Source organism: Frankia sp. Allo2 (assembly GCF_000733325.1).
Lineage (GTDB): Bacteria > Actinomycetota > Actinomycetes > Frankiales > Frankiaceae > Frankia > Frankia casuarinae.
In genome coordinates this window covers 51229-71616 of sequence record NZ_JPHT01000009.1, presented here as the reverse complement: position 1 = coordinate 71616, position 20388 = coordinate 51229, and the positions used below count along the sequence as shown (strand labels likewise).

The 20388-nt window shown below is 69.5% G+C and carries 21 protein-coding genes and 3 pseudogenes; 15 read left to right on the top strand and 9 right to left on the bottom strand.

The features are described 5' to 3' along the window. The first annotated feature begins 509 nt into the window (after positions 1-509). The 7 genes from ALLO2_RS08930 to ALLO2_RS08900 all read left to right on the top strand — a co-directional run bounded on the left by ALLO2_RS08930 (position 510) and on the right by ALLO2_RS08900 (position 7165). Entirely contained in the window at positions 510-788 is a 279-nt protein-coding gene (locus ALLO2_RS08930; RefSeq protein WP_011434699.1) for a hypothetical protein, read from the top strand. Between the two features lie 139 nt (positions 789-927). Next, positions 928-2274, top strand: a complete 1347-nt coding sequence (locus ALLO2_RS08925; RefSeq protein ID WP_035731102.1) for a ferric reductase-like transmembrane domain-containing protein — start codon at positions 928-930, stop codon at positions 2272-2274. Continuing rightward, positions 2271-2852 (top strand): FMN-binding protein, encoded by a 582-nt coding sequence (locus tag ALLO2_RS27060; RefSeq protein ID WP_369808135.1) that lies wholly within the window; start codon positions 2271-2273, stop codon positions 2850-2852. The genes ALLO2_RS08925 and ALLO2_RS27060 overlap by 4 nt, the downstream gene beginning before the upstream one ends. Continuing rightward, the gene (locus tag ALLO2_RS08915) at positions 2845-3726 is read left to right on the top strand and encodes an FAD:protein FMN transferase (RefSeq protein WP_035731100.1); all 882 of its coding nucleotides are present in this window, start codon (positions 2845-2847) and stop codon (positions 3724-3726) included. The genes ALLO2_RS27060 and ALLO2_RS08915 overlap by 8 nt, the downstream gene beginning before the upstream one ends. Beyond that, positions 3723-4451: a response regulator transcription factor gene (locus tag ALLO2_RS08910; protein ID WP_051875022.1), complete on the top strand. Its 729-nt coding sequence runs from the start codon at positions 3723-3725 to the stop codon at positions 4449-4451. Before ALLO2_RS08915 ends, ALLO2_RS08910 begins: the two co-directional genes overlap by 4 nt. A 65-nt stretch (positions 4452-4516) precedes the next feature. After that, the gene (locus tag ALLO2_RS08905; RefSeq protein WP_232234996.1) at positions 4517-5950 is read left to right on the top strand and encodes a cell wall metabolism sensor histidine kinase WalK; all 1434 of its coding nucleotides are present in this window, start codon (positions 4517-4519) and stop codon (positions 5948-5950) included. 288 nt (positions 5951-6238) lie between these two features. After that, positions 6239-7165, top strand: coding sequence for a putative protein N(5)-glutamine methyltransferase (locus tag ALLO2_RS08900; protein WP_232234981.1), 927 nt, complete (start codon positions 6239-6241; stop codon positions 7163-7165). Between the two features lie 134 nt (positions 7166-7299). On the opposite strand, the gene ALLO2_RS08895 is transcribed toward ALLO2_RS08900, so the two are convergent. Together ALLO2_RS08895 and ALLO2_RS08890 are read right to left on the bottom strand one after the other, a co-directional pair. Beyond that, complete coding sequence (locus tag ALLO2_RS08895) at positions 7300-8331, bottom strand: tyrosinase family protein (protein ID WP_023840138.1); 1032 nt, start codon at positions 8329-8331, stop codon at positions 7300-7302. Position 8332: 1 nt separating this feature from the next. After that, positions 8333-8728 (bottom strand): hypothetical protein, encoded by a 396-nt coding sequence (locus ALLO2_RS08890; RefSeq protein WP_035731097.1) that lies wholly within the window; start codon positions 8726-8728, stop codon positions 8333-8335. A gap of 174 nt (positions 8729-8902) precedes the next feature. Here ALLO2_RS08890 and ALLO2_RS25530 point away from each other — a divergent pair, with 174 nt between their 5' ends. After that, a complete protein-coding gene (locus ALLO2_RS25530) occupies positions 8903-9067 on the top strand; it encodes a hypothetical protein (RefSeq protein WP_011434708.1) in 165 nt (54 codons plus the stop codon). Between the two features lie 101 nt (positions 9068-9168). Here ALLO2_RS25530 and ALLO2_RS08885 read toward each other — a convergent pair whose 3' ends face one another. Further along, entirely contained in the window at positions 9169-10014 is an 846-nt protein-coding gene (locus tag ALLO2_RS08885; RefSeq protein WP_011434709.1) for a TetR/AcrR family transcriptional regulator, read from the bottom strand. Between the two features lie 67 nt (positions 10015-10081). Between ALLO2_RS08885 and ALLO2_RS08880 the strand changes: the two genes are divergently transcribed. The 5 genes and pseudogenes from ALLO2_RS08880 to ALLO2_RS28140 all read left to right on the top strand — a co-directional run. Next, complete coding sequence (locus tag ALLO2_RS08880; protein WP_011434710.1) at positions 10082-10618, top strand: ABC transporter ATP-binding protein; 537 nt, start codon at positions 10082-10084, stop codon at positions 10616-10618. Continuing rightward, a pseudogene (locus ALLO2_RS28145) lies at positions 10615-10731 on the top strand (VapC toxin family PIN domain ribonuclease); the annotation flags it as partial. The gene ALLO2_RS08880 and the pseudogene ALLO2_RS28145, both read left to right, overlap by 4 nt. A gap of 146 nt (positions 10732-10877) precedes the next feature. Further along, the gene (locus tag ALLO2_RS26300) at positions 10878-11087 is read left to right on the top strand and encodes a hypothetical protein (protein ID WP_023840136.1); all 210 of its coding nucleotides are present in this window, start codon (positions 10878-10880) and stop codon (positions 11085-11087) included. Positions 11088-11253: 166 nt separating this feature from the next. Beyond that, on the top strand, positions 11254-13206 hold the full coding sequence (gene htpG, locus ALLO2_RS08870; RefSeq protein ID WP_035731095.1) for a molecular chaperone HtpG: 1953 nt from the start codon (positions 11254-11256) through the stop codon (positions 13204-13206). A 6-nt stretch (positions 13207-13212) separates the two neighbouring features. Further along, a pseudogene (locus tag ALLO2_RS28140) lies at positions 13213-13317 on the top strand (RNA polymerase subunit sigma-24); the annotation flags it as partial. A 99-nt stretch (positions 13318-13416) separates the two neighbouring features. On the opposite strand, the gene ALLO2_RS08865 reads toward ALLO2_RS28140, so the two are convergent. Together ALLO2_RS08865 and ALLO2_RS08860 are read right to left on the bottom strand one after the other, a co-directional pair. Further along, complete coding sequence (locus ALLO2_RS08865; RefSeq protein ID WP_035731191.1) at positions 13417-14562, bottom strand: RNA polymerase sigma factor; 1146 nt, start codon at positions 14560-14562, stop codon at positions 13417-13419. 8 nt (positions 14563-14570) lie between these two features. Further along, positions 14571-14978, bottom strand: a complete 408-nt coding sequence (locus ALLO2_RS08860; RefSeq protein ID WP_011434713.1) for a YciI family protein — start codon at positions 14976-14978, stop codon at positions 14571-14573. A 162-nt stretch (positions 14979-15140) separates the two neighbouring features. On the opposite strand from ALLO2_RS08860, the gene ALLO2_RS08855 reads away from it, so the two are divergent. Then, a complete protein-coding gene (locus tag ALLO2_RS08855) occupies positions 15141-15410 on the top strand; it encodes a type II toxin-antitoxin system VapB family antitoxin (protein WP_011434714.1) in 270 nt (89 codons plus the stop codon). Positions 15411-16027: 617 nt separating this feature from the next. Further along, positions 16028-16267, top strand: a complete 240-nt coding sequence (locus ALLO2_RS25525) for a hypothetical protein (protein WP_023840133.1) — start codon at positions 16028-16030, stop codon at positions 16265-16267. A gap of 3 nt (positions 16268-16270) precedes the next feature. Here the strand turns inward: ALLO2_RS25525 and ALLO2_RS08845 are convergent. The 4 genes and pseudogenes from ALLO2_RS08845 to ALLO2_RS08830 form a co-directional block, all read right to left on the bottom strand. Continuing rightward, positions 16271-17112, bottom strand: a pseudogene (locus ALLO2_RS08845) (transposase family protein). A 322-nt stretch (positions 17113-17434) separates the two neighbouring features. Further along, positions 17435-18361 carry an ABC transporter ATP-binding protein gene (locus ALLO2_RS08840; RefSeq protein WP_023840131.1) on the bottom strand — a complete coding sequence of 309 codons (927 nt, stop codon included), beginning with the start codon at positions 18359-18361 and terminating at the stop codon, positions 17435-17437. Continuing rightward, positions 18334-19176 (bottom strand): ABC transporter permease, encoded by an 843-nt coding sequence (locus ALLO2_RS08835; protein ID WP_035731189.1) that lies wholly within the window; start codon positions 19174-19176, stop codon positions 18334-18336. Before ALLO2_RS08835 ends, ALLO2_RS08840 begins: the two co-directional genes overlap by 28 nt. A 42-nt stretch (positions 19177-19218) precedes the next feature. Further along, on the bottom strand, positions 19219-20259 hold the full coding sequence (locus ALLO2_RS08830; protein WP_035731091.1) for an ABC transporter substrate-binding protein: 1041 nt from the start codon (positions 20257-20259) through the stop codon (positions 19219-19221). Positions 20260-20388: the final 129 nt, after the last annotated feature.

Sequence of the window (20388 nt, the reverse complement as noted above, 5' to 3'; positions counted from 1 at the left end):
GCGCATCGCTGGGTAGCGAAACTCTTACAGAAGCTCTTGCAGAAGAGGCGTGCAGGGGTCATGCTTACCTTGAGTAGCGATGATGCACCTCAAGGTGAGAGTGTGGGGCAGAGCTGGTTGCGGGGAGACGTCGATGGTCATCGCGCAGGGTCCGGGATGTCGGTAGGGAGACCGCGCCGAGACACGGCGCCCCGCACCTGTGGTGCCTCCATGCCCGGCGGCCGCGTCGCCGGTCCCGCATGTGTCGACGCCGGCGGCTGTCAGGCGTCACCCCTCAGGCGTCAACCGTCAACCGCCGGTTCCGGCTGAGTGGATGACGATCCTCGCCCGGAGCCGGCCATCTCGCCGTTGTCCGCCGCGCTGTCCCCGTCGCGCGGCTCTCCGTCGTGCGGCTCTCCGTCGCGCGGCTGTGCGTCGCGCGGCTGTGCGCGGAGGGGATTTCTTCCGCGGCGGCTCCGGCGGGCAGATCCACGATCATCATTATCGGACAATCACCGAAAGGCGCGACAATGACGACTCGCCAATTCCAGGTTTATGACGGCGATGGCGAACTGGTGGCCACCTTCCCGGAATGGGAGGCGGCGCACAACTGGGCTCATCTGCGCGCGAACGAGCCGGTGACCTCGCGGCCCGTGCAGATCGAGGATCGGGTCGAACGCCGTACCTGGACGATCGAGGCGGACCGCTGCCGGCTGACCGTGTGGCGGCGACGGGTCGAGTACGGATACTGCGGGAGTGGCGACCTGCGGCATGCCGCTAACGCTCGTAAGCACGCCCGGGCGTCCTGAGCCGGTCCACTCGTGGCTGCTGGTGACTCCCGCCTGCGGGTTGGCGTGGCCCCCGGCCCGTGACGGCTCCGGGGAAGTCCCGGCAAGTTCCGAGGCTTCTCTCAGGTAGTCCACAGCCTCTCCGGACATCGTCCGTCCCATGAGTTCGACGCGGCACCCGGCCCGATGGTCTCCCCACCTCGTGGTGCGTCTCGCCCTGGTGGCCTGGGGGATCGCCGTGGTGGCCCTGTGGTGGTTCGACACCTCCGCGTCCAGCGTCCACGGCGCCGGGCCCGCCATGACCGCGGTCGGTCGGGTCTGCGGCCTGCTGGCGGCCTATCTGGTGCTCGTGCAACTGCTGCTCATGGCACGGATACCGGCCTTCGAACGCGCCGTCGGTCTCGACCGGCTGGCCGCGTGGCACCGCGGCCTGGGCACGAACGTCATCCTGCTCATCGTCGTCCACATCCTGCTGACGGTGTGGGGTTACGGCTTGGCCGGGCATCATCAGCCGCTCGCCGAGCTCGTCACGGTGATCATGNCATACCCGGAGATGTGGAAGGCCACCGTCGGCACCCTGCTGTTCGTGGCCGTCGGGGTCGCGAGTGCCCGGGCGGCCCGGCCGCGCATCTCGTACGAAGTCTGGTACGCGCTGCATCTCACCACCTACCTCGCCGTGTTCCTGGTCTTCTTCCACCAGACGGAGACCGGTGGGGACTTCGTCGGTCACCCGGTTAACCGGCTGCTGTGGACCGCGATGTACGTCTCCGTCGCCGCCTGTCTCGTCGTCTGGCGCCTGATCCTGCCGATCGCGGCCGTGGCCCGGCACCGGATGACGGTCGATCGGGTGGTGGAGGAGGCACCCGGCGTCGTCTCGGTGTGGATCCGCGGTCACGACCTGCACCGGCTCGGTGCGCGTCCGGGGCAGTTCCTGCTGTGGCGGTTNGCCNCCCNCGGGCATCTCGTGACCGCGCNCCCCTACTCGCTGTCGGCCCCGCCGACAGCGCATCAGCTGCGTATCACGGTCAAGGCCGCCGGCGACCACTCCCGGGCGGTCGCCCTGCTGCGACCGGGCACACCGGTCGTGGCGGAAGGTCCCTTCGGACATTTCACCGCCGCGCGGGCCCACCGGGGCCGGGCGCTGCTCGTCGGCGGGGGCAGCGGAATCGGACCGGTTCGGGCGCTGGCAGAGGATCTTGCCGGTCGTGGCGACGACGTCGTGGTTGTGCACCGGGTGAGCCGGCCGAGCGATCTCGCGCTGGGACGGGAGTTTGAGGCGCTCGCCGAGAGCAGTCGAATGATCGTCCACCGGGTGATCGGTNCCCGGCGTGAGCTCGGATACGACCCGCTGGAGGCCCGCTTCCTCGATGCCGCCATCCCGGACGCCGCCGACCGCGACGTCTTCGTCTGTGGCCCTCGTGGGATGACCACCACGGTCGTCCGGGCGCTTCGCGGTCTCGGCGTTTCCCGTGACCAGATTCACACCGAGGAGTTCGATCTCCGTTGAACGACAACAACGACAACAACGACAACGCCGAAAAACCCTACCGGGGAAGGCTCGGTTTCGTGGCGCTGATGGGAGCCGCCATCCTCGTGGTCGGTGCGAAGGCCGCGACCGGACACGGGGAGCGGCTGGTGGCACTCGCCGCGTCGCCGACCGCCGCCGGGGCGACCCCTCAGCCCTCCGCCGGGGCGACCCCTCAGCCCTCCGCTCAGCCCGCTCAGCCCTCCGCGTCGGCGGGCACACCGGCCCCGTCCTTCTCCGCCACCGCGGGGTCCACAGGTTCGGGCTCCGCCGGAACGGTTACCACCCGGACGGTGACCGGGGACGCCATCGATACCCGCTACGGGCCGGTGCAGGTCCAGCTTGTCCTGGTCGGGAAGAAGATCACCGATGTGGTTGTCCTGCAGATGCCGGACCGGGAGCGGCGGGACATCGAGATCAACGAACGGGCCGTGCCGATCCTGCGCCAGGAGGNGCTCGACGCCCAGAACGCCCGGATCGACACCGTCTCCGGCGCCTCGTACACCAGCAACGGGTACGCGTGGTCCGTCCAGTCCGCCCTGGACAAGGCCGGTGCCTAGCCTGCCGGTGTCGGGCGGGCCGGTGCCGGTTCGGCCCGGACGGGTCCGCGCCGAACCGGTGATGGGCACCGTCGTCAGCATCGACGTCCGCACCCCGCTCGCCCCAGCGGATCTGGCGGCGGCGATCGAGGCGGCGGCTGCGGTCCTGCACCGGGCGGACGAGGATTTCAGCACGTTCCTGCCCGGGTCCTGGGTCTCTCGAATCCGGCGCGGCGAGGTCGACCTCGGTGCCTGTCCCGACCACGTCCGCGAGGTCTACCGGGTGGCCCGCGCCTGCCGGGAGCGGACCGGCGGCAGGTTCGACCCGGCGTGGCGGGGCGACGGCACGCTGGACCCCACCGGTCTGGTCAAGGGCTGGGCGGCCGAGGCGGCCTCCCGGGTGCTGACTGACGCCGGAGCCGCGGACCACTGCGTCAATGCGGCGGGGGACCTGCGGGCCAGGGGAGTCGCCTCGGCGCCGGGGCGACCCTGGCGGGNGGGGGNGTCGGATCCCTTCGACCGGAGCCGACTCGTCGCGGTGGTCGAGGGCACCGAGCTGGCCGTCGCCACCTCGGGGGTGTTGGAGCGGGGCGCGCACGTGATCGACCCGCGCACCGGCATCCCGGCGACCGAGCTCGTCGCGGTCACCCTCGTTGGACCGGACCTCACCCTGGCGGACGCCTACGCCACGGCCGCCCTCGCCGCCGGCCGGGACGCGTGGACCCTGCTTGTCGATCTTGCTCGGGAGGGATGGGCCTGGCTGATCGTCGACGCCGTCGGTCGGCTGGACCATTCGGGGGGATTCCCCGGCCAGGTGGCCGCCGCCGCGTCCGCACCCCCCGCATCACCCCCCGCATCGGACGGGTCCCGTTCCGCGTCCGCCGGATCCCGATGACCGGTCTTCCCGGCGAGCAGGACGAGACTGGGTGGGTGGACCGTCCGATCAGGGTCCTCGTCGTCGACGACGAGGAGGCGATCACCGACCTCGTGACCATGGCACTGCGCTACGAGGGCTTCGACGTACGCGCCGCGCACTCCGGGCAGGCGGCGTTGACACAGGCCGCCCTGTCCCCGCCGGACCTGCTCGTGCTGGACGTCATGCTCCCCGACATCGACGGGTTCGCGGTCTGCGAGCGGCTGCGGCGATCGGGGCAGGGCGTGCCCACCCTGTTCCTGACGGCCCGGGACGCCACCGAGGACAAGGTGCACGGACTGACCCTCGGCGGGGACGACTACGTGACGAAACCGTTCGCGGTCAGCGAGCTGATCGCCCGGGTCCGGGCGATCCTGCGCCGGGCCGGGGCCGCCGACGGCGCGCCCACGCCGCTGCGTTTCGCCGATCTCGAGCTCGACCCGGAGACCCGCGAGGTGCGGCGCGCCGGGCGGCACGTCGACCTCACCGCCACCGAGTATCGCCTGCTGCACTACCTGCTCGCGAACGCCCGCAAGGTGCTCACCCGGGCCCAACTCCTCGACCACGTCTGGGGACATGACTTCGGCGGTGACGCGCGGGTCCTGGAGACCTACGTCAGCTATCTGCGGCGCAAGATCGACGACGTGCCACCCCCGCTGATCCACACGGTGCGCGGCGTCGGCTACGTGCTGCGCCTGCNGCGTTGAGCCGGCCGGTCCTGTCCCTGCGGGCCCGGCTGCTGCTGGCCCTGGTGGGCNTGCTGGCCGTCGGGATGGCTCTCGGCGCCGTCGGCACGCGAGGGGCTCTGGGGGCCTACCTGCGTGGCCGGCTGGACCAGCAGGTCCGGGACGCCCATCCGCTGATGGAGCAGTTGCTCCTGCGGGCCGGCGGGGACGGGGACGGGGATGACCACTACCCAGGTTTCGGCACCACGTTCCTGGTGGGCACCTACGGCGCGTTGTACGACGGCGCCGGCCGCCGGCTCGCCGAGGCCAGCCCCGGCCCGGGTGGCCCGGGTGGTCCGGGTGGCCCGGCGGCGCCGACGCAGCGTCCGGCGGTGTCGGCACGCCTGCTCGCCACCGCCCGGCTGCATCCGGACCTCGCGACCGTCCCGCTGTGCACGGTGGGCGCCGAGGACCATGGCGGCCGGTTCAGGATGCTCGCGGAGCGCTTCGACAACGGGTATGTGCTGATCGTCGCCGTGCCCTTCGCNGAGGTGAACGCCACCCTTGACCGGGTCACCAGGATCGAGGTCGTGGCGACCTCGGTGGTCACGGCCGCGCTGGCCGTGCTGGCATACGTCATCATCCGGCTTGGGCTGCGTCCCCTGACCCGGATCGAGCAGACCGCGGACCTGATCGCCCACGGCGACCTGACCAGGCGGGTCGCCGACGCGGACCGCCGGACCGAGGTGGGTCGGCTCGGGCTCGCCTTCAACGCGATGCTCACCCGGATCGAGGCGGCGTTCCGGGCGCGTGAGGTCTCCGAAGGGCGTCTGCGCCGCTTCGTCGGGGACGCGAGCCACGAGCTGCGGACCCCGTTGACATCGATCCGCGGGTACGCCGAGATGTTCCACCGCGGCGCCGCGGAGCGGCCCGAGGACCTGGCGATGGTCATGCGCCGCATCGAGGAGGAGTCCGCGCGCATGAGCGAGCTGGTGGATGACCTGCTGCTGCTCGCCCGGCTGGACCAGCGACCGGTGCTGGAGCGCCAGCCGGTCGACGTCGCGGCGATGGTCCGTGACATCGTCACCGACGCCCGTGTGGTGAGCCCGGGACGGACGATCGAGGTCGACGTGCCGCCGATCCTCGAGGTGCTCGGCGATGAGGGCCGGCTGCGGCAGGCCGTCGGNAACCTCGTCCGCAACGCCGTCGTCCACACCCCGCCCGACGCCGGGATCTCCGTCTCCGTGGGCCCCCTCGAAGCCGGCTCCCCGGGGCCGACGGGCGATGGTCCCACCGACGGGATCGTGGTCTCGGTGGTCGACCACGGCCCGGGCGTCCCCGAGGATGCCGTGGCCCACCTCTTCGAACGCTTCTTCCGGGCCGATGCCGGGCGGTCCCGGGACGCCGGCGGGACCGGTCTGGGCCTGTCCATCGTCGACGCCGTCGCCACCGCGCACGGCGGGCGGGTCGAGTACCGGCCGACCCCGGGCGGCGGGGCGACGTTCCGTCTCGTCCTGCCCGGTCCGTCGCAGCCCGACTGACCTGTTCACCTTCGCCGGAAACGGGCCCGGAGACGTGGCGGGCGCGCGCTAGGCGGCGAAGGGGGNGGNGNTCTGGTTCATCACCTCGGTCGTGCTGGCCGGCGCCCTGGGCCCGCGGCGATCCGGATCAGATAGCTCGGGTAAGATGGCCGTCACCACAGGTGATCGTCTTGAGGGGGTGAGACCCATTTCCGCTGTGTCAGGGTGGGTGCTCTCCTCCCGCGGTCGCGCGGTTCGCTCGAGGTAGGCGATCGGGAGGGTGCCCTTCGGCATCCCGAAAGGCTTCCCGTGTCGACATCCGGCCCTTCTCCTTCCTTTCTCTCCCCTTCTCGTCCGTCCTTTCCCTCCTCTTCTCGTCCGTCTTCCTCACCGTTTTCGTCCCTGCCGCGGTCCGTCGTCGTCACGCGGCTGCGGGCCGCCGGCTGCGTCTTCGCCGAGGACGAGGCACGGCTGCTCGTCAATGCGGCCCNGACCCCGGGCGAACTCGCCGCGATGGTGCGGCGGCGCGTCGCCGGTCTGCCCCTGGAACACGTGCTCGGCTGGGCGGAGTTCCACGGCCTGCGGATAGCCGTGGACCCCGGGGTCTTCGTGCCCCGCCGCCGCACGGAGTTCCTTGTCGATCAGGCGGTCGAACGGGTTGCCGGCCGGTCCCGGCCGGTCACTGTCGTCGATCTGTGCTGTGGCTCGGGGGCGATGGGGGTCGCGCTGGTGGCAGCCCTGCCCGGGATCGAAGTACACGCCGCCGACATCGAACCGGCCGCGGTGCGGTGCGCCCGCCGCAACCTCGCCTCCGCCGGTGGCCAGGTCTACGATGGTGATCTTTACGAGCCGCTGCCAGCCGTCCTACGGGGCCACGTGGACCTGCTGGCCGCGAACGCCCCCTATGTACCCACCGACGCGATCGAGCTGATGCCGCCGGAGGCTCGCGAGCACGAGCCGCGGGTGGCGCTCGACGGCGGGGCGGACGGGCTCGATGTTCTGCGGCGGGTGGCCGCCGAGGCGCCGCGGNGGCTGGCCCCGGGCGGTCACCTGCTGGTCGAGACCGGCGAGCGGCAGGCGGCATCGATCGTCGAAGCCAGCGCCCAGGCCGGTCTGATCCCCACGGTCGCCAGTTCCGCCGACCTGAACGCCACCGTCGTCATCGCCACCAGGCCGGCCGCGGCTCCCGTGTCCGCGGTGGGCGCGGCAGCTGGACAGCTGCCGCCAGTCGGGTAGGCCCAGCCCTTATCCGCGGCTGCCCGCGGAAAGGCCGCGGGCAGCCGGATGCGGCCGGATGCAATGGATGCGGATGGACCGAAGCCGTCCTCGGTGAATCCCCGGGACCTGCTCGTCAGCCAACAGGAGATGTTTCAGGGCAGGACGTCGTAGGTGTAGGTGTCGGTCATGTCGAGCACGCTGCGGGGGGTCGCCGGGGTGCTCGGCGTGCTCGACGTGCTCGACGGGGCGAACGGGGAGACCAGCGGGTCGTCGATCCGATGGCCGAGGAGGCTTGCCGGGGCGGTCATGTCCGGCTGGTACACGCGGCCGTGACGCCGCATCCAACCCTCCCAGACACGGTCGACGTTGCAGTGGTGCACGAAGAAGACCGGGTCGTTGGGGGACGACGCCAGCGACATGTCCCTGCCCCCGCCAACCCAGCGGTGGACCTGGTTGTGCAGTCCGGTGCCGATGAAGCCTTCGAGACGGTTGCGGAACCCCCGCGAACTCACGTTGAAGGGAGCCTCGTCGTAGCTCGCGAGTGTCGGATCGGCGACGGTGTCGAAGGCTGCGGTGATATCGGCGTTGCTCGGCAGGATCGACGATCCGAACGTGGCGCTGCCGAATCTACGCCGCACGCCGCGTTCGGCGACCTGCTGGAGCGCGCCGCTGCTGCTGGTGGAGATCCGTACCCGGAAGCTGGTCGGGTCGGCGGGGTCGAAGAAGAACGCACCGCCGGGGATCGGGGTGCCCTGGCCCCCGAAACCGTCCGGGGTGTTCCGCCACAGTGCCGAAGCAGCGGGGTTCGGCGCCGTGGCGGGGGCGGAGGGTGTCCCGTCGCGCGCCCAGTCCCAGTAGGGCAGCCCGAAGTTCGGGTCGCCGAGAACGCGCTGGAGGTGCACTTCCAGCCAGCCAAGCATGACCCGGTGCCAGGGCAGGAAGACGGGGCCGGCGTGCGCGGCGTTGCGGTTGCTCGGTGACCCTCCCGGGGGGACGGGGGTGTTCATCGCGATGACATGCCAGATGACGAACAGGTCGTAGGTCCGTACCGGTCGGCTCGGACCGGGGATGCCGAACTGATTCGTGCGCAGCGTCGTAGGTTCGTGTTTGAGGAGCTTGATTCCGCGGATATAGGCCTTTCTCGCGTCGTCGTCGAGAAGGATGTCGCGCCGGACGACCGCCATGTCATGCCCCTTCCGGGAGCTCGTCGTGGGCGTCGTGGTGATGGTGCTCGCCCGGATCGCCGTGCGGGCCATGGTCGTCGCCAGAGGCCCCGGGGGAGAACTCCTCGGGGAAGGCGGTGATGATCAGGCGTACCAGGTCGACGACCGAGGGGATCTGATAGTTGGGCAGGCCGTGGCAGTGTGCCGTGCCGTCGTTGGAANCCCCAATGTGGACGTTCAATGGTTGGCCGTCGACGGTGATCTCGTAGGTGGTCGTGATGACGACGTGGTGACCGTCGAAGTCGTCCTCGCGGNCACTGCGGGCCGGGTCGCCATGTACGTGTTCCGGCCGGGGAAGGCTAGCAAGATAGTTGGCGAGAAAGGCGGGATGAGTGACGTCTGTCGGGTCCGGTGGCATGTAGTTCCCCCGAATTCCAGGCGGTGCGGTGAGGTGGTGAGGCGGTGAGGTGACCAAGAATCTACCGACGGTACGGGTCTGGCAACGAGGTGTCGTCCAGGCGTCTGTGCGTCACGTGGGCCGGCGACGCCGCGGCGCCGCCGGTGCCGGGGATGCGTCAACCTGCCGACCGAGGTGTTATCGGATGGTCGACAGCGCCTTGTTCACGTCTTCGGCGTCGAACTCGACCGGGTCGAACTCGTCTGCGTCCCGCAGGCCCAGCCATTCCAGGCGTTCGTCGTGTTCCGGATGGCCGGGGTCGCCGAGGACCTCGACGAGCTCGCCGATGCGGGCTGCTGATCGCGAGATCGTTGAGGTCCGCCTTGACCTGGGCCTCCGCCGTCGCTTGGAGAGGGCCGGGTAGCCGCCGCGCGGGATGATGTCATCACCGCGGCGGTCGCTCAGCTCGAGCCGATGCCCAACGTCCCGCCGGCTGCCGAGGTTCGGTCGATGAGAGCGGCGATGCCGTCGAGGATCCGGTCCACGCCGAAGAGAAACTCCTCGGTCTCCTCGAAGCCCGCCGGGCCGTCGCCGATCTCGCCCGCCCAGGCGATGCGGTGCAGCCGCGGATAGGTCCGCTCGTCGACGAGCTCGCGCAGCAACGCCTCGAAGCCCCAGACAGGCGGCGCGTCGCCCCCAGCCGGCCCTGCCTCCGCGTCAGCTCCAGCCCCAGCGCAAGGAGCCACAGCCGTCCGGGCCTGGGCGGCAGCCCGGGCGGCATTGTGGGCCATTCGGGCCTCGCTGAGGGCGTACGAGCTGAGCAGGCCGATCACGCGGAGTTTGTCGGCGTCAGACAGGCTGGTGCCGTCGAGGGTCTCCAGCCCCTTTTCGACGAAGGTCAGCGAATTCGGCGCAAGCGGGGGCGCGGCCATCGGCATCTGGGTGATCCAGGGATGGCGGTCGATCATCTGGCGCTGGACGATCACCCAGGCTCGCAGCCGGGCCCGCCAACCATCGCCCTCGATGACGAGGCTTTCGGCGCCCTGGGCGCTGGCGTTCCACATCATCTGGAGCAGCTCGTCCTTGGTGGCCAAGTGCCGGTAGAGCGACATCGTCGTGTAGCCGAGCTCCTTCGCCACGCGGGCCATCGACACCGCGTCCAAGCCCTCGGCGTCGGCGATCCGGGTCGCCGTCGCCACGATCGCGTCTACCGACAGCTCCGGCCGCGGCCCGCGCTGACCACGCTCGCGGCGGCCCCAGAGCAGGTCGAGGCCCGGCGGTAGCGGCGGTGACTTCTCGCTGACCATCGACCTCCCTCCTTGACTGCGAGAATACGGCTTGACGTCAACTGTATATGGCGCATACCTTTCATGTATGCCATACACAGTAATCGCGGACGGGATCCGCAAGTCCTACGATGGCCGGGCGGTGCTCGACGGCGTCGACCTGGCTATCGAGCAGGGTTCCGTCTTCGCGCTTCTCGGTCCGAACGGGGCGGGCAAGACGACGATGGTGCGCATCCTGGCAACCCTGGTCGCCCCTGACGCGGGGACGGCCGTGATCGCGGGCTGTGATCTGCTTCGCGACCCGGTCGGCGTCAAGGGCGCGATCAGCCTGACTGGCCAGTACGCCGCGATCGACGATCTGCTTACCGGCCGGGAGAACCTCGAGATGATGGCGCGGCTGCGCCACCTGCCCAGGCGCGTGGTCCGGTCCCGGGTCGACGACCTGCTGGCCGAGTTCGACCTGGCCGACGCCCGGGACCGCCGGGTGAAGACGTACTCCGGCGGGATGCGCCGGCGCCTCGACCTGGCGGCCAGCATGGTCAAGCGGCCCCTCCTGTGCCAGCGCGGGCACAGGCACCGCGGGCAGCGGACCTGCTCGCGTGACCGGGTGCCACCCTCAGAATGATTGTTCTCGATACCAATGTCATCTCCGAGCTCATGCGCGCAGCACCAGCCGACCGCGTCGTAAGGTGGGTAACCAGCCGACCCGGTGACGCCTTGAACACGACCTCGATCACCGTGGCTGAGGTCCGTTACAGCCTCGTCCGACTGCCATCCGGTCGCCGCCNTGAGTTGCTGATGGCAGCCGCGGACGATGTCTTCTCGGCGTTCCAGGACAGAGTCCTGCCCTTCGCGCCACGGCGGCCCGTCACTACGCCAGCCTCGTGGTCGAGCGTGAACAAGCCGGGACTCCGATCAGCGGCTTCGACGCCCAGATCGCGGCTATCTGTCGAGCCCGCAACGCCGTCCTGGCTACCCGCAACACCAGCGACTTCACCGGCCTGGGCTTGGAACTGGTCGACCCCTGGGAGGCCGAGGTGCTGCCCGCCGAACTGCAGGTTGCGTTCCGCCTCAAGCGCCGTCAGCAGGGCTAGCATCGGGCCGCCCACCGGCTGGTCCGTCGGCGGAGGTTCGTGGACGCCCGATATGATACGGGCTGCCCGTTCCGCTGCGTGCCCGAGGCGTCGCTGGGCGCTGGCCGTCACGCGCGGGACCGGGTAGCCGTCGTGCAGTCTGCTCGTGTCCGCATGGAGGAGCCCCGTGAGCACCCGGGTCGAGACGCTGGAGTTTCAGGCCGAGGCGCGTCAGCTTCTGCAGCTGATGGTCCATTCGATCTACTCGAACAAGGACATCTTCCTGCGGGAGCTGATCTCTAACGCGTCCGATGCCCTGGACAAGCTGCGCATCGCGTCGTTGGTCAAGGACGGCCCGCGGGTCGACAGCGCCGACCTGCGCATCGAGATCGAGGCCGACGTCAACGCTCGCACTCTGACCGTCCGCGACAACGGCATCGGGATGTCCCGCGACGAGGTCGTCGGGCTCATCGGCACCATCGCGAAGTCCGGCACGGCCGAGCTGCTGCGCAAGCTGCGGGAATCCGAGGACGGCGCGGCGTCATCCGATCTGATCGGGCAGTTCGGCGTCGGCTTCTACTCCACCTTCATGGTGGCCGACAAGGTCACCCTGCTGACTGGGAAGGCCGGTGAGAGCGGCGGCACCCGGTGGGAGTCCGACGGCGCGGGCACCTACGTCATCGAGACGGTGGACGACGCGCCGCGGGGAACCGCGGTCACGGTCCACCTGAAGCCCGAGGACAGCGAGGACCGTCTCTACGACTACACCGACGAGAACAAGATCCGGGAGATCGTCAAGCGGTACTCCGACTTCATCGCCTGGCCCATCCGGCTGGTGTCGGCCCCCGCCGCGAAGGACCGAGACTCGAACGACGACGGGACAGCCGAGTCCGGCGCCGGCGCCGAGAATGCCGGCGACCGGCCGCTCAACTCGATGAAGGCGCTGTGGGCCCGGCCGCAGAGCGAGGTCGACAAGGCCGAGTACGACCAGTTCTACCAGCACCTCAGCCATGACTGGACCGGCCCGCTCGAGGTCATCCACATGAAGGGCGAGGGGACGTTCGAGTACGAGGCCCTGTTGTTCATCCCGTCGCGAGCGCCGCTCGACCTGTTCACCCGGGATGCACGCCGCGGCGTCCAGCTGTATGTGAAGCGCGTGTTCATCATGGATGACTGTGCGGAGCTCCTGCCGAACTATCTGCGCTTCGTCCGGGGCGTCGTCGACACGCACGACCTGTCGCTCAACATCTCCCGAGAGATCCTCCAGCAGGACCGCCGGATCCAACTTGTGCGGCGCCGGCTGGTCAAGAAGATACTGGCCTCCATCAGGGCTCTTCAGGAGAACGACGCCGAGCGCTACCGCACGCTGTGGAAGGAGTTCGGCGCCGCCCTCAAGGAGGGCCTCCTCGAGGATGCCGACAACCAGGATGCGATCCTCGGCCTCGTCTCGGTGGACTCGACGCACGACGCCGATCGGCCGACCACGCTGCGCGAGTACATCGAGCGTATGAAGGACGCCCAGAACGAGATCTACTACCTGACCGGCNATTCGCGCGGAATGATCGAGAACTCGCCGCACATGGAGGCGTTCCGGGCCAAGGGCTACGAGGTCCTGATCCTGACCGACCCGGTTGACGAGGTCTGGGTCGAACGGGTGGCGGAGTTCGACGGCAAGCCGCTGAAGTCGATCGCGAAGGGCGAAGTCGACCTCGACACCGACGACGAGAAGAAGAGCAGCGAGGCCGAGCGGGAACAGCTGCGCAAGGACTTCGCCGCCCTACTGCCCTGGCTGGCGGCCAAGCTTGAGGACGACGTCAAGGAGGTCCGGCTGTCCAGCCGCCTCACCACGTCGCCGGCCTGCCTCGTCGGCGACACGTTCGACATGACGCCCGCGCTGGAGAAGATGTACCGGGCGATGGGGCACGAGATGCCACGCCCCAAGCGCATCCTCGAACTCAACCCGACGCACGCGCTGGTCATGGGCCTGCGCGCCGCACACGAACGGGACGCGGATTCCGCCGCCCTCGGCGACACCGCGGAGCTGCTGTACGGCATGGCGCTGCTCGCCGAAGGCGGAGAACTGCGCGATCCCGCGCGATTCACCCGCCTCCTCGCCGAACGCCTGGCGGAGGCGCTGTAGCGGCCGCCAACCGAGCGGGCCGTGTTTGTGCCGCGCNACGTATTCGACTTCGAGTGCGCCGAAGTGGCGCAGGCTGTCGACAGGAATCCTGCCGCGGTCCGTCAGCATGCAGGCGACCGCACACCGTAATGAGATTCGAACTCACTGTGAGGCGACAGCCCTGGCCGCGGGGCCGCGCCAAGTGCTGCGGGAAAATCCGAGCGCGACCCGTCAGCGACACCGGCGGGCGTTGAGCCGGGCGGCCTGGCGCGTCAGGTAATCGCGCTCGGCGAGGTTGGGTGCCTTGTGGGCCGCCTCGGCGTACAGCCGTGCCGCCGTCGCCAGGTCGCCGTCGCGCTCGTGGAGGTACGCCGCCACCGCGGCGTGGCGGGGCAGTGAGTCGTTCAGCGCCGCGAGCGCCGCCAGCCCGGCGCGCGGTCCGTCGGCCTCGCCGACGGCCACTGCGCGGTTGAGCCGGACGACCGGGCTGTCGGTCAGACGCGCGAGCTCGTCGTACCACTCGACGATCTGGACCCAGTCAGTCTCCTCGGCGGTGGGCGCGTCAGCGTGGAGTGCCGCGATGGCGGCCTGGGCCTGGAACTCGCCCAGCCGGTCGCGGGCGAGGGCCGCCTGCAGGATCTTGACGCCCTCGGCGATCAGCTCAGTGTCCCACCGGCTGCGGTCCTGCTCGGCGAGCGGCACCAGGCTGCCGTTGGGCGCGGTCCGGGTGACGCGCCGGGCGTGGTGGAGCAGCATGAGGGCGAGCAGCCCCGCCACCTCGGGATGGTCGACCGCGGCCGCGAGCTGCCGGGTGAGCCGGATGGACTCGGCGGCAAGGTCGACGTCGCCGGAGTAGCCCTCGTTGAAGACCAAGTAGAGGACGCGCAGCACGGTGGCGACGTCGCCGGGCTGGCCGAACCGCACGCCGGAGATGGTGCGCTTGGCACGGCTGATGCGCTGCGCCATGGTCGCCTCGGGCACCAGGTAGGCCTGGGCGATCTGGCGGGTGGTCAGCCCGCCGACGGCGCGCAGCGTGAGCGCGACCGCGGACGACGGCGTCAGCGAGGGGTGGGCGCACAGGAAGTAGAGCTGGAGCGTGTCGTCCACCGTGGGCGCGGGCCCGGGCGCCGGCTCCTCGTTGACGAGGTCCTCACGCCGGCGGCGGGCGGCGTCCGCCCGGGTCGCGTCGAGGAACCGGCGCCAGGCCACGGTGACCAGCCAGCCCTTCGGGTCCCGCGGCGGGTCGGCCGGCCAGACGCGGACCGCCTCGACCAGCGCGTCCTGCATGGCGTCCTCGGCCGCCGCGAAGTCGGCTCCGCGGCGGACGAGGATCCCTAGCACGCTCGGGGTGAGGCTCCGGAGCAGGGCCTCGTTTATCTGAGAGGTCACTCTGTGATGGTGGGCGGTGAGGTCAGGAACGGGCGCACCTCGAGCCACTCGTGGATCGGCTTCCCGCCCGCCCCAGGGGCGGCCGACAGGTCCCCGGCCAGCTCGATGGCGCGCTCGTAGCTGTCGACGTCGATCACCATCCAGCCGGCGATGAGATCCTTGGTCTCGGCGAACGGGCCGTCGGTGACCGGTGGGCGCCCCTCACCGTCGTACCGGACGAACGTCCCCTCGGGGGCAAGCGCCTGGCCATCGACGAACTCGCCGGTCCCCTCGAGCCGGGCCGCGAAGTCGTGCATGTACTGCATATGCGCCGAGATCTCCTCCGGGGTCCACTGGTCCATGGGCACGTTGTTGACCGGAGCCGGAGCGCCGCGGTAGTGCTTGAGCAGCAAGTACTTAGCCATCGTGTTTCTCCTCGGTGCTGGTGCTACCCATTTTGGTCACGTTCACCGCGGGGACGGAGCCAGTCGCGGGTTCTCGACATCGCCGGTTGCATCCCGAGCGCCGGAGTCTCAGCCGGTAAGACCCAACGGACGGCGGGTACCTTGGTGGAAGGACCCGCCTCCATGGTGGACGGAGCCTTGACGGTGTTGAACATCAAAAATGAGGAAGCCCAGCGTCTGAGCCGCGAGCTTGCGGAGCTGACGGGGGAGACCGTCACGACGGCCGTGCTCGTCGCTGTCCGGGAACGCCTGGAGCGGATGCGCGCCGACCGCGACGAAGGTGAGCAGCGAGCGGCCCGCATCGTTGCCCTGGGTCGTCAGACAGCGGCCGCGGTGCCCCCGCCCGGCCTGAGCATCGAGGATCTCTACGATGAGCATGGGTTGCCAGCGTGATCGTAGACTCGTCGGCACTCGTCGGCACTCGTCGGCTCAAGGGTGAGGACTTCGTCCACACTGATCTGATCGCCGCGGAGCTGGACGACGAATAGGCACACCGACGAATGACCGGCTGAGTAGGCATTCCGTTGGCTTCTGACGCACCAGGCTTTGCGGGCCAGCGCCGCTTCTCCCTTCGTTTTGGCTGGGGACTTGAGGATCTTGCCGTTCTTGCGCCAACAAGCGACATCCACGTCGTCGTGGACGTGTTGTCATTCAGTATGGCGGTGTCGGTCGCGGTCGGGCACGGGGCGCGCGTCTTTCCATACTTCAGCGAGAGTTTCTGGCCGCCGGGGGTTCTCGACGGCACGCTGTCCCTGCCCACCAGCGTGGTGGTGCTCACCAGCGCGGTGATGCCCACCAGGCCCGGCCTTCTTCCGCTTGATCGTGACAGCCTGCCGCATGTCCCCTTGGCTAGGGCCAGTCGTCGCTGCGGCCCGGGACGCCCGCATCGATCACTTGCACCTCGTCGGTCACTCGCTCGGCGCCGTCGTGGCCACGGCCACCGCAGGGCTGTACCCGACAGGGTACGGTCCCTGACGGCGCATGCCGGATGGATCAGCGCGGACCCGAGGATGGCGTTCCAGTTCGAGCTGTGGAAGCGGTTGGTGTTCGTCGACCCCGCGGCGATCGCGCAGCTGCTGTTGCTCACCGCGATGGGCAGGGAAACCCTGGACGCCTGGGAGCGGACCGATTTCGAGCGGGCGAGGGAGGCCTTCGTCGGCCTGTTGGACGGTGCCGCGGCCGGTTTCGCCCGGCAGTGTGATGCCGACACGACCATTGAGCCTTTCCGCGTAACCGATCGTCACGTTTAGTGATCACGTCGTTCGATCATGCTCGATGTGCAGGAGCACGAGAGCGGCGGCGACAATCTTCCCGATCTTCCACGGGCAGACGCTGACGTTGCGCAGCGCCTTGAACGTCATCTTCAAGAGCGAGTTCCCGCGTTCGCCGACGGCCCGTTGGGCGTTGTGCGCCTTGTTGGATGCTTTCTGGTCGTCGGTGAGCGAGCCACCCTTGGGCTTCAGCCACCCTTGGGCTTCTTGATCGCGACGGTCACGGTGTCGCGTTCGCCTTCGTAGCCNAGATCGCCCAGGACCGGCAGGCCTGCGGCGATCCAGACCGCCAGCGCCGGCAAGATCTGCGGGTGCGCGCGCAGCGCGGTGGTGTCGTGTTCGCGGCCGGGGCGCACCTCGGAAGTCCACAGCGGCCAGCCATNGGGCGNGGTGACGNCCTGGATGTTCCCGCCGTGATTGGCATGCTTGCCCGACCACCACAGGTCCACTCCCGCGGTCGGGCCCGGGGTGGCGTTCCGGTCGGTCTCGATCAGCGTGCCATCGACACTGACGTGGCTGTGACCGGCGGCTTTCGCGGCGAGCAGGGCGGATTCCAGCTTCGGGGCGCGCTCGGCCAGCACGGCGATCCCTTCGTGGAGGTAGTCGTAGCCGGTCGACTTCTTGATCCCATGGTCGACGATCAGTTGGGCGACCTGGGTGGCGTCGGCGAACCAGCGCAGCACGAGCACCGCCTGCTCACGACTGGTGAGCTTCCGTGTCCCCTTCCGGGTGCCGCGGCGGACACGTTCCGCTTCCAGCAGGCCGGTGACGAACTCGACCGTGTGGTCCTGGAACGGCAGTACGGCCGTGTATGTCGCACTCATGGCGCGCGCGGGACTCCCTGAAGCTGGTCTTTGGTCGGAACAGACTTCTACCGGGGTCCCGCGTTTCTTCTTGCACCGCCCCCTTCGGACCGCCCTACCGCCTACCGTCCGTGATGCTCACGCAGAGCTATCGATCGTTGCGCGGAAAGGCTCAATGACTGATCCGTCCAGACGTGCCCGGCGGGAGACGATCCGAGCCGAGCACGCGGCCGAGGATGCCGAAGCCGCCGAGGCGGAGGCGGTGGAGTCCGAGCAGGCCGTCCCCGGTACGGGTGCCCACATCGTCGGCGGACGGGCTGCGCGTCCGCGAGGCGGCGGCAGGTCAATGATCGCCTTCGGCGAGTTCGTCGACGCCGAGCTCGGCCAGCAGCGTGGAACGCAGCCGGTCGAAGGCGGGGTCGGTCCGTCGCCGAGGGGACGCCACATCGACTGGAACGTCGAGGGAGAGCCGTCCCTCGGTGAGGACAAGCACCCGCTCCGCGAGCAGGATCGCCTCGTCAACGTCGTGCGTGACGAACAGTACCGCCGGCCGGTGGCGACGGCACAGCTGCTGGAGCAGGGCGTGCATCCTGATCCGGGTCAGGGCGTCGAGGGCCCCGAACGGTTCGTCGAGCATGACAAGGTCCGGCTCCCGAACCAGCGCCCGGGCGAGCGCGACCCGCTGTGCCTCACCACCGGACAGCGCCACCGGCCAGGACCGTTCCCGCCCGGCCAGCCCGACCTCTGCGAGCGCCACCCGTCCGCGTTCGGCGACGTCGCGGCCGGACAGACCGATCGTCACGTTGGCCAGGGTCCGCGTCCATGGAAGCAGCCGGGCCTCCTGGAAGACGACCGAACGCTGCCGGGTGGCCAGAACCTCGCCGGAGATGCCGCCGTCGAAGCCGCCGAGGATGCGGATCAGCGTGCTCTTCCCTGACCCGCTGCGGCCCAGCAGGGCGACGAACTCCCCGGAGGCGACCGTGAGGTCGAGGCCGTCGAGGACCGTGTGATTCCCGAAGGTGCGACGCAGGCCGCGGATCCGGATGGCGGCGCCGTCGGCACCGCGGGTTTCGGCGGTTTCGGCGGTGTGCTGAGCGTCGGCGGTGTGCTGAGCGTCGGCGGTGTGCTGAGCGTCGGCGGTGTGCTGAGCGTCGGCGGTGTGCTGAGCGTCGGCGGTGGCCGGGCGCTCCAGGGTGGCGACGGCCGTGGCCGCCGCCGTGGTGTTGGTGTCGGTGTCGGTGCTCAGGTTCCGTCGAAGCCGCGGCGCCATGACAGCAGCGTCCTTTCCAGGATGCGGACCATTCCGTCGCTGACGAGTCCCAGGATTCCGTAGATGACCAGGCAGAGGACCATGATGTCGGTCCGATTCCAGGACTGCGCGCTGTTGAGCAGGTAGCCGATGCCCTTGTCGGTGTTGACCTGCTCGGCGAAGACCAGCAGTAGCCAGGCGACTCCCAGAGCCCAGCGCAGACCGACGAGGAAGCCCGGGAGCGCGCCGGGAACGATGACTCGCCGGATGAGCCCGAACCGGCCGAGGCCGAAGGTCTGGCCGGCCTCCACCAGTTTGATGTCGACCCCGCGGATGGCGGAGTAGGTGTTCATATAGATGGGGAAGGAGACCCCCACGGTAATCAGGAATATTTTTGCTTCCTCGCCGATGCCGATCCATACGATGATGAGCGGCAGCAACGCGATGACGGGGATCGTCCGTAGGAAGTTCATCGCGGAGTCGACGACGTCCTGGCCGGCGCGGAAGAAACCGGCGATCACCGCGAGAGTCAGCCCGATGGTGACTCCGAGGATCAGGCCGACCCCGCACCGGTAGAGCGAGATGCCGAGGCTGTCCAGCAGCTCGCCGCTGTTCCACAGCTCCCGTCCCGCGCCGAACACCGCGGCCGGGGAGGCCAAGGACTGGTCGCTGACGAGGCCGAATCCCGTGACCGTCCACCAGGCGGCGAACAACAGCGCGGGACCGGTGAACCGGCGGACCTCCGGCGGAATCCACCGGCGCCCGCCGGAGCNGCGCGGCCCGGCCTCGGTCCGGCCGTCAGCGATGACGCCGTCGGGTAAGATGAGTTCGTTCACGTTTATCATCCCCTCGGATGGAACGTCCCGGTGCCCTGAGGTTCAGGTGGCCAGCGAGGCCTTGGTGAACGCGGCGGTCAGCTCGGCATTGAAACCCTTGTCGATCTCGTCGTTGACGTTCAGGGTCTTCGGCAGTTGGTCGACGTCGATCAGCAGTCGGGCCTGCACGCGCTGGCTCTCGATGAAGCTTTCGGAGACCGGCTTGTAGAGTGCCCGCGGCAGCGAGTCGAAGTACTTCCTCGCCGCCTGCGGGTTCTGCTTGAGCTGGCCCACGTAGTACTTCTTGATCCACTCGTCCTCATGGGCCTTCGGCCAGGCGGATGCCCGGGACAGGCGGATCAGGAAGTCCTGCACCGCCGTGCGCTTCGCCGGATCCTTGAGGGTGTTCTTCGATGCCAGCACGACCGAGAAGACCGGGAGCGGCTTGGTCTCGATCTCATAGGAACCGGGAGCCTGCTGGCCGACCGCGGCGACGTACTGCTTGGCGTACACGATGGCGTCGACCCGACCGGAGGCGAGTGTCGCTCCGAGGCTCGTGATGGGCACGTTCACCGGGGTGATGTCGCTCTGCTTCAGACCGGCGGACGCGAGCTGGTTGAGCAGATAACCGTGCAGGGAGGTACCGAGGGTGAGGGCGATGCGCCTGCCCTTGAGGTCGGCTGGCTTGTGAATCCCGGAGCCGGCCTTGACGATGATCGTCTGGGTGTTCACCGGGTTCTCCGCGACAGCGACCGCGGTCACGCCGGCGTGCGCCCCGTTCGCGAACAGTACCGGTGTATCGCCCATGAAGCCCACGTCGATCTTGCTCGCGCTGAACGCGGCGTTCATGTGCGGACCGTCGGCGAAGGTGTTCCAGCTCAACCCGTAGGAAGTGCCCCGCGCCTCGCCGGAGAGCGTGAGCGGCAGTTCCAAATACTTGCCCTGGTCGCCGATCCGCAGCGTCACCTGGCCACCCGTAGNGGCCGAACCCGCGCTGCCGCTGCCGCCGTCGTTCCCACAGGCGGCCAGGGTCACCGCGACGGCTGCGGCAAGTCCGGCGGCCAGGAGGGAAAGACGCCGCCCGCGCGGTCGTCGATGCTGCATCGGAAATCTCCCTATCGGGTCGTTCGGTCGTGATCCGGCGGACAGACGGTGGCCGTTCGGGGTGGCTTGTCGTTCGAGGTGGATCGTTGGTCGGGGTGCCGACAGCCGCGAGGGACTTGGCCCTCGCGG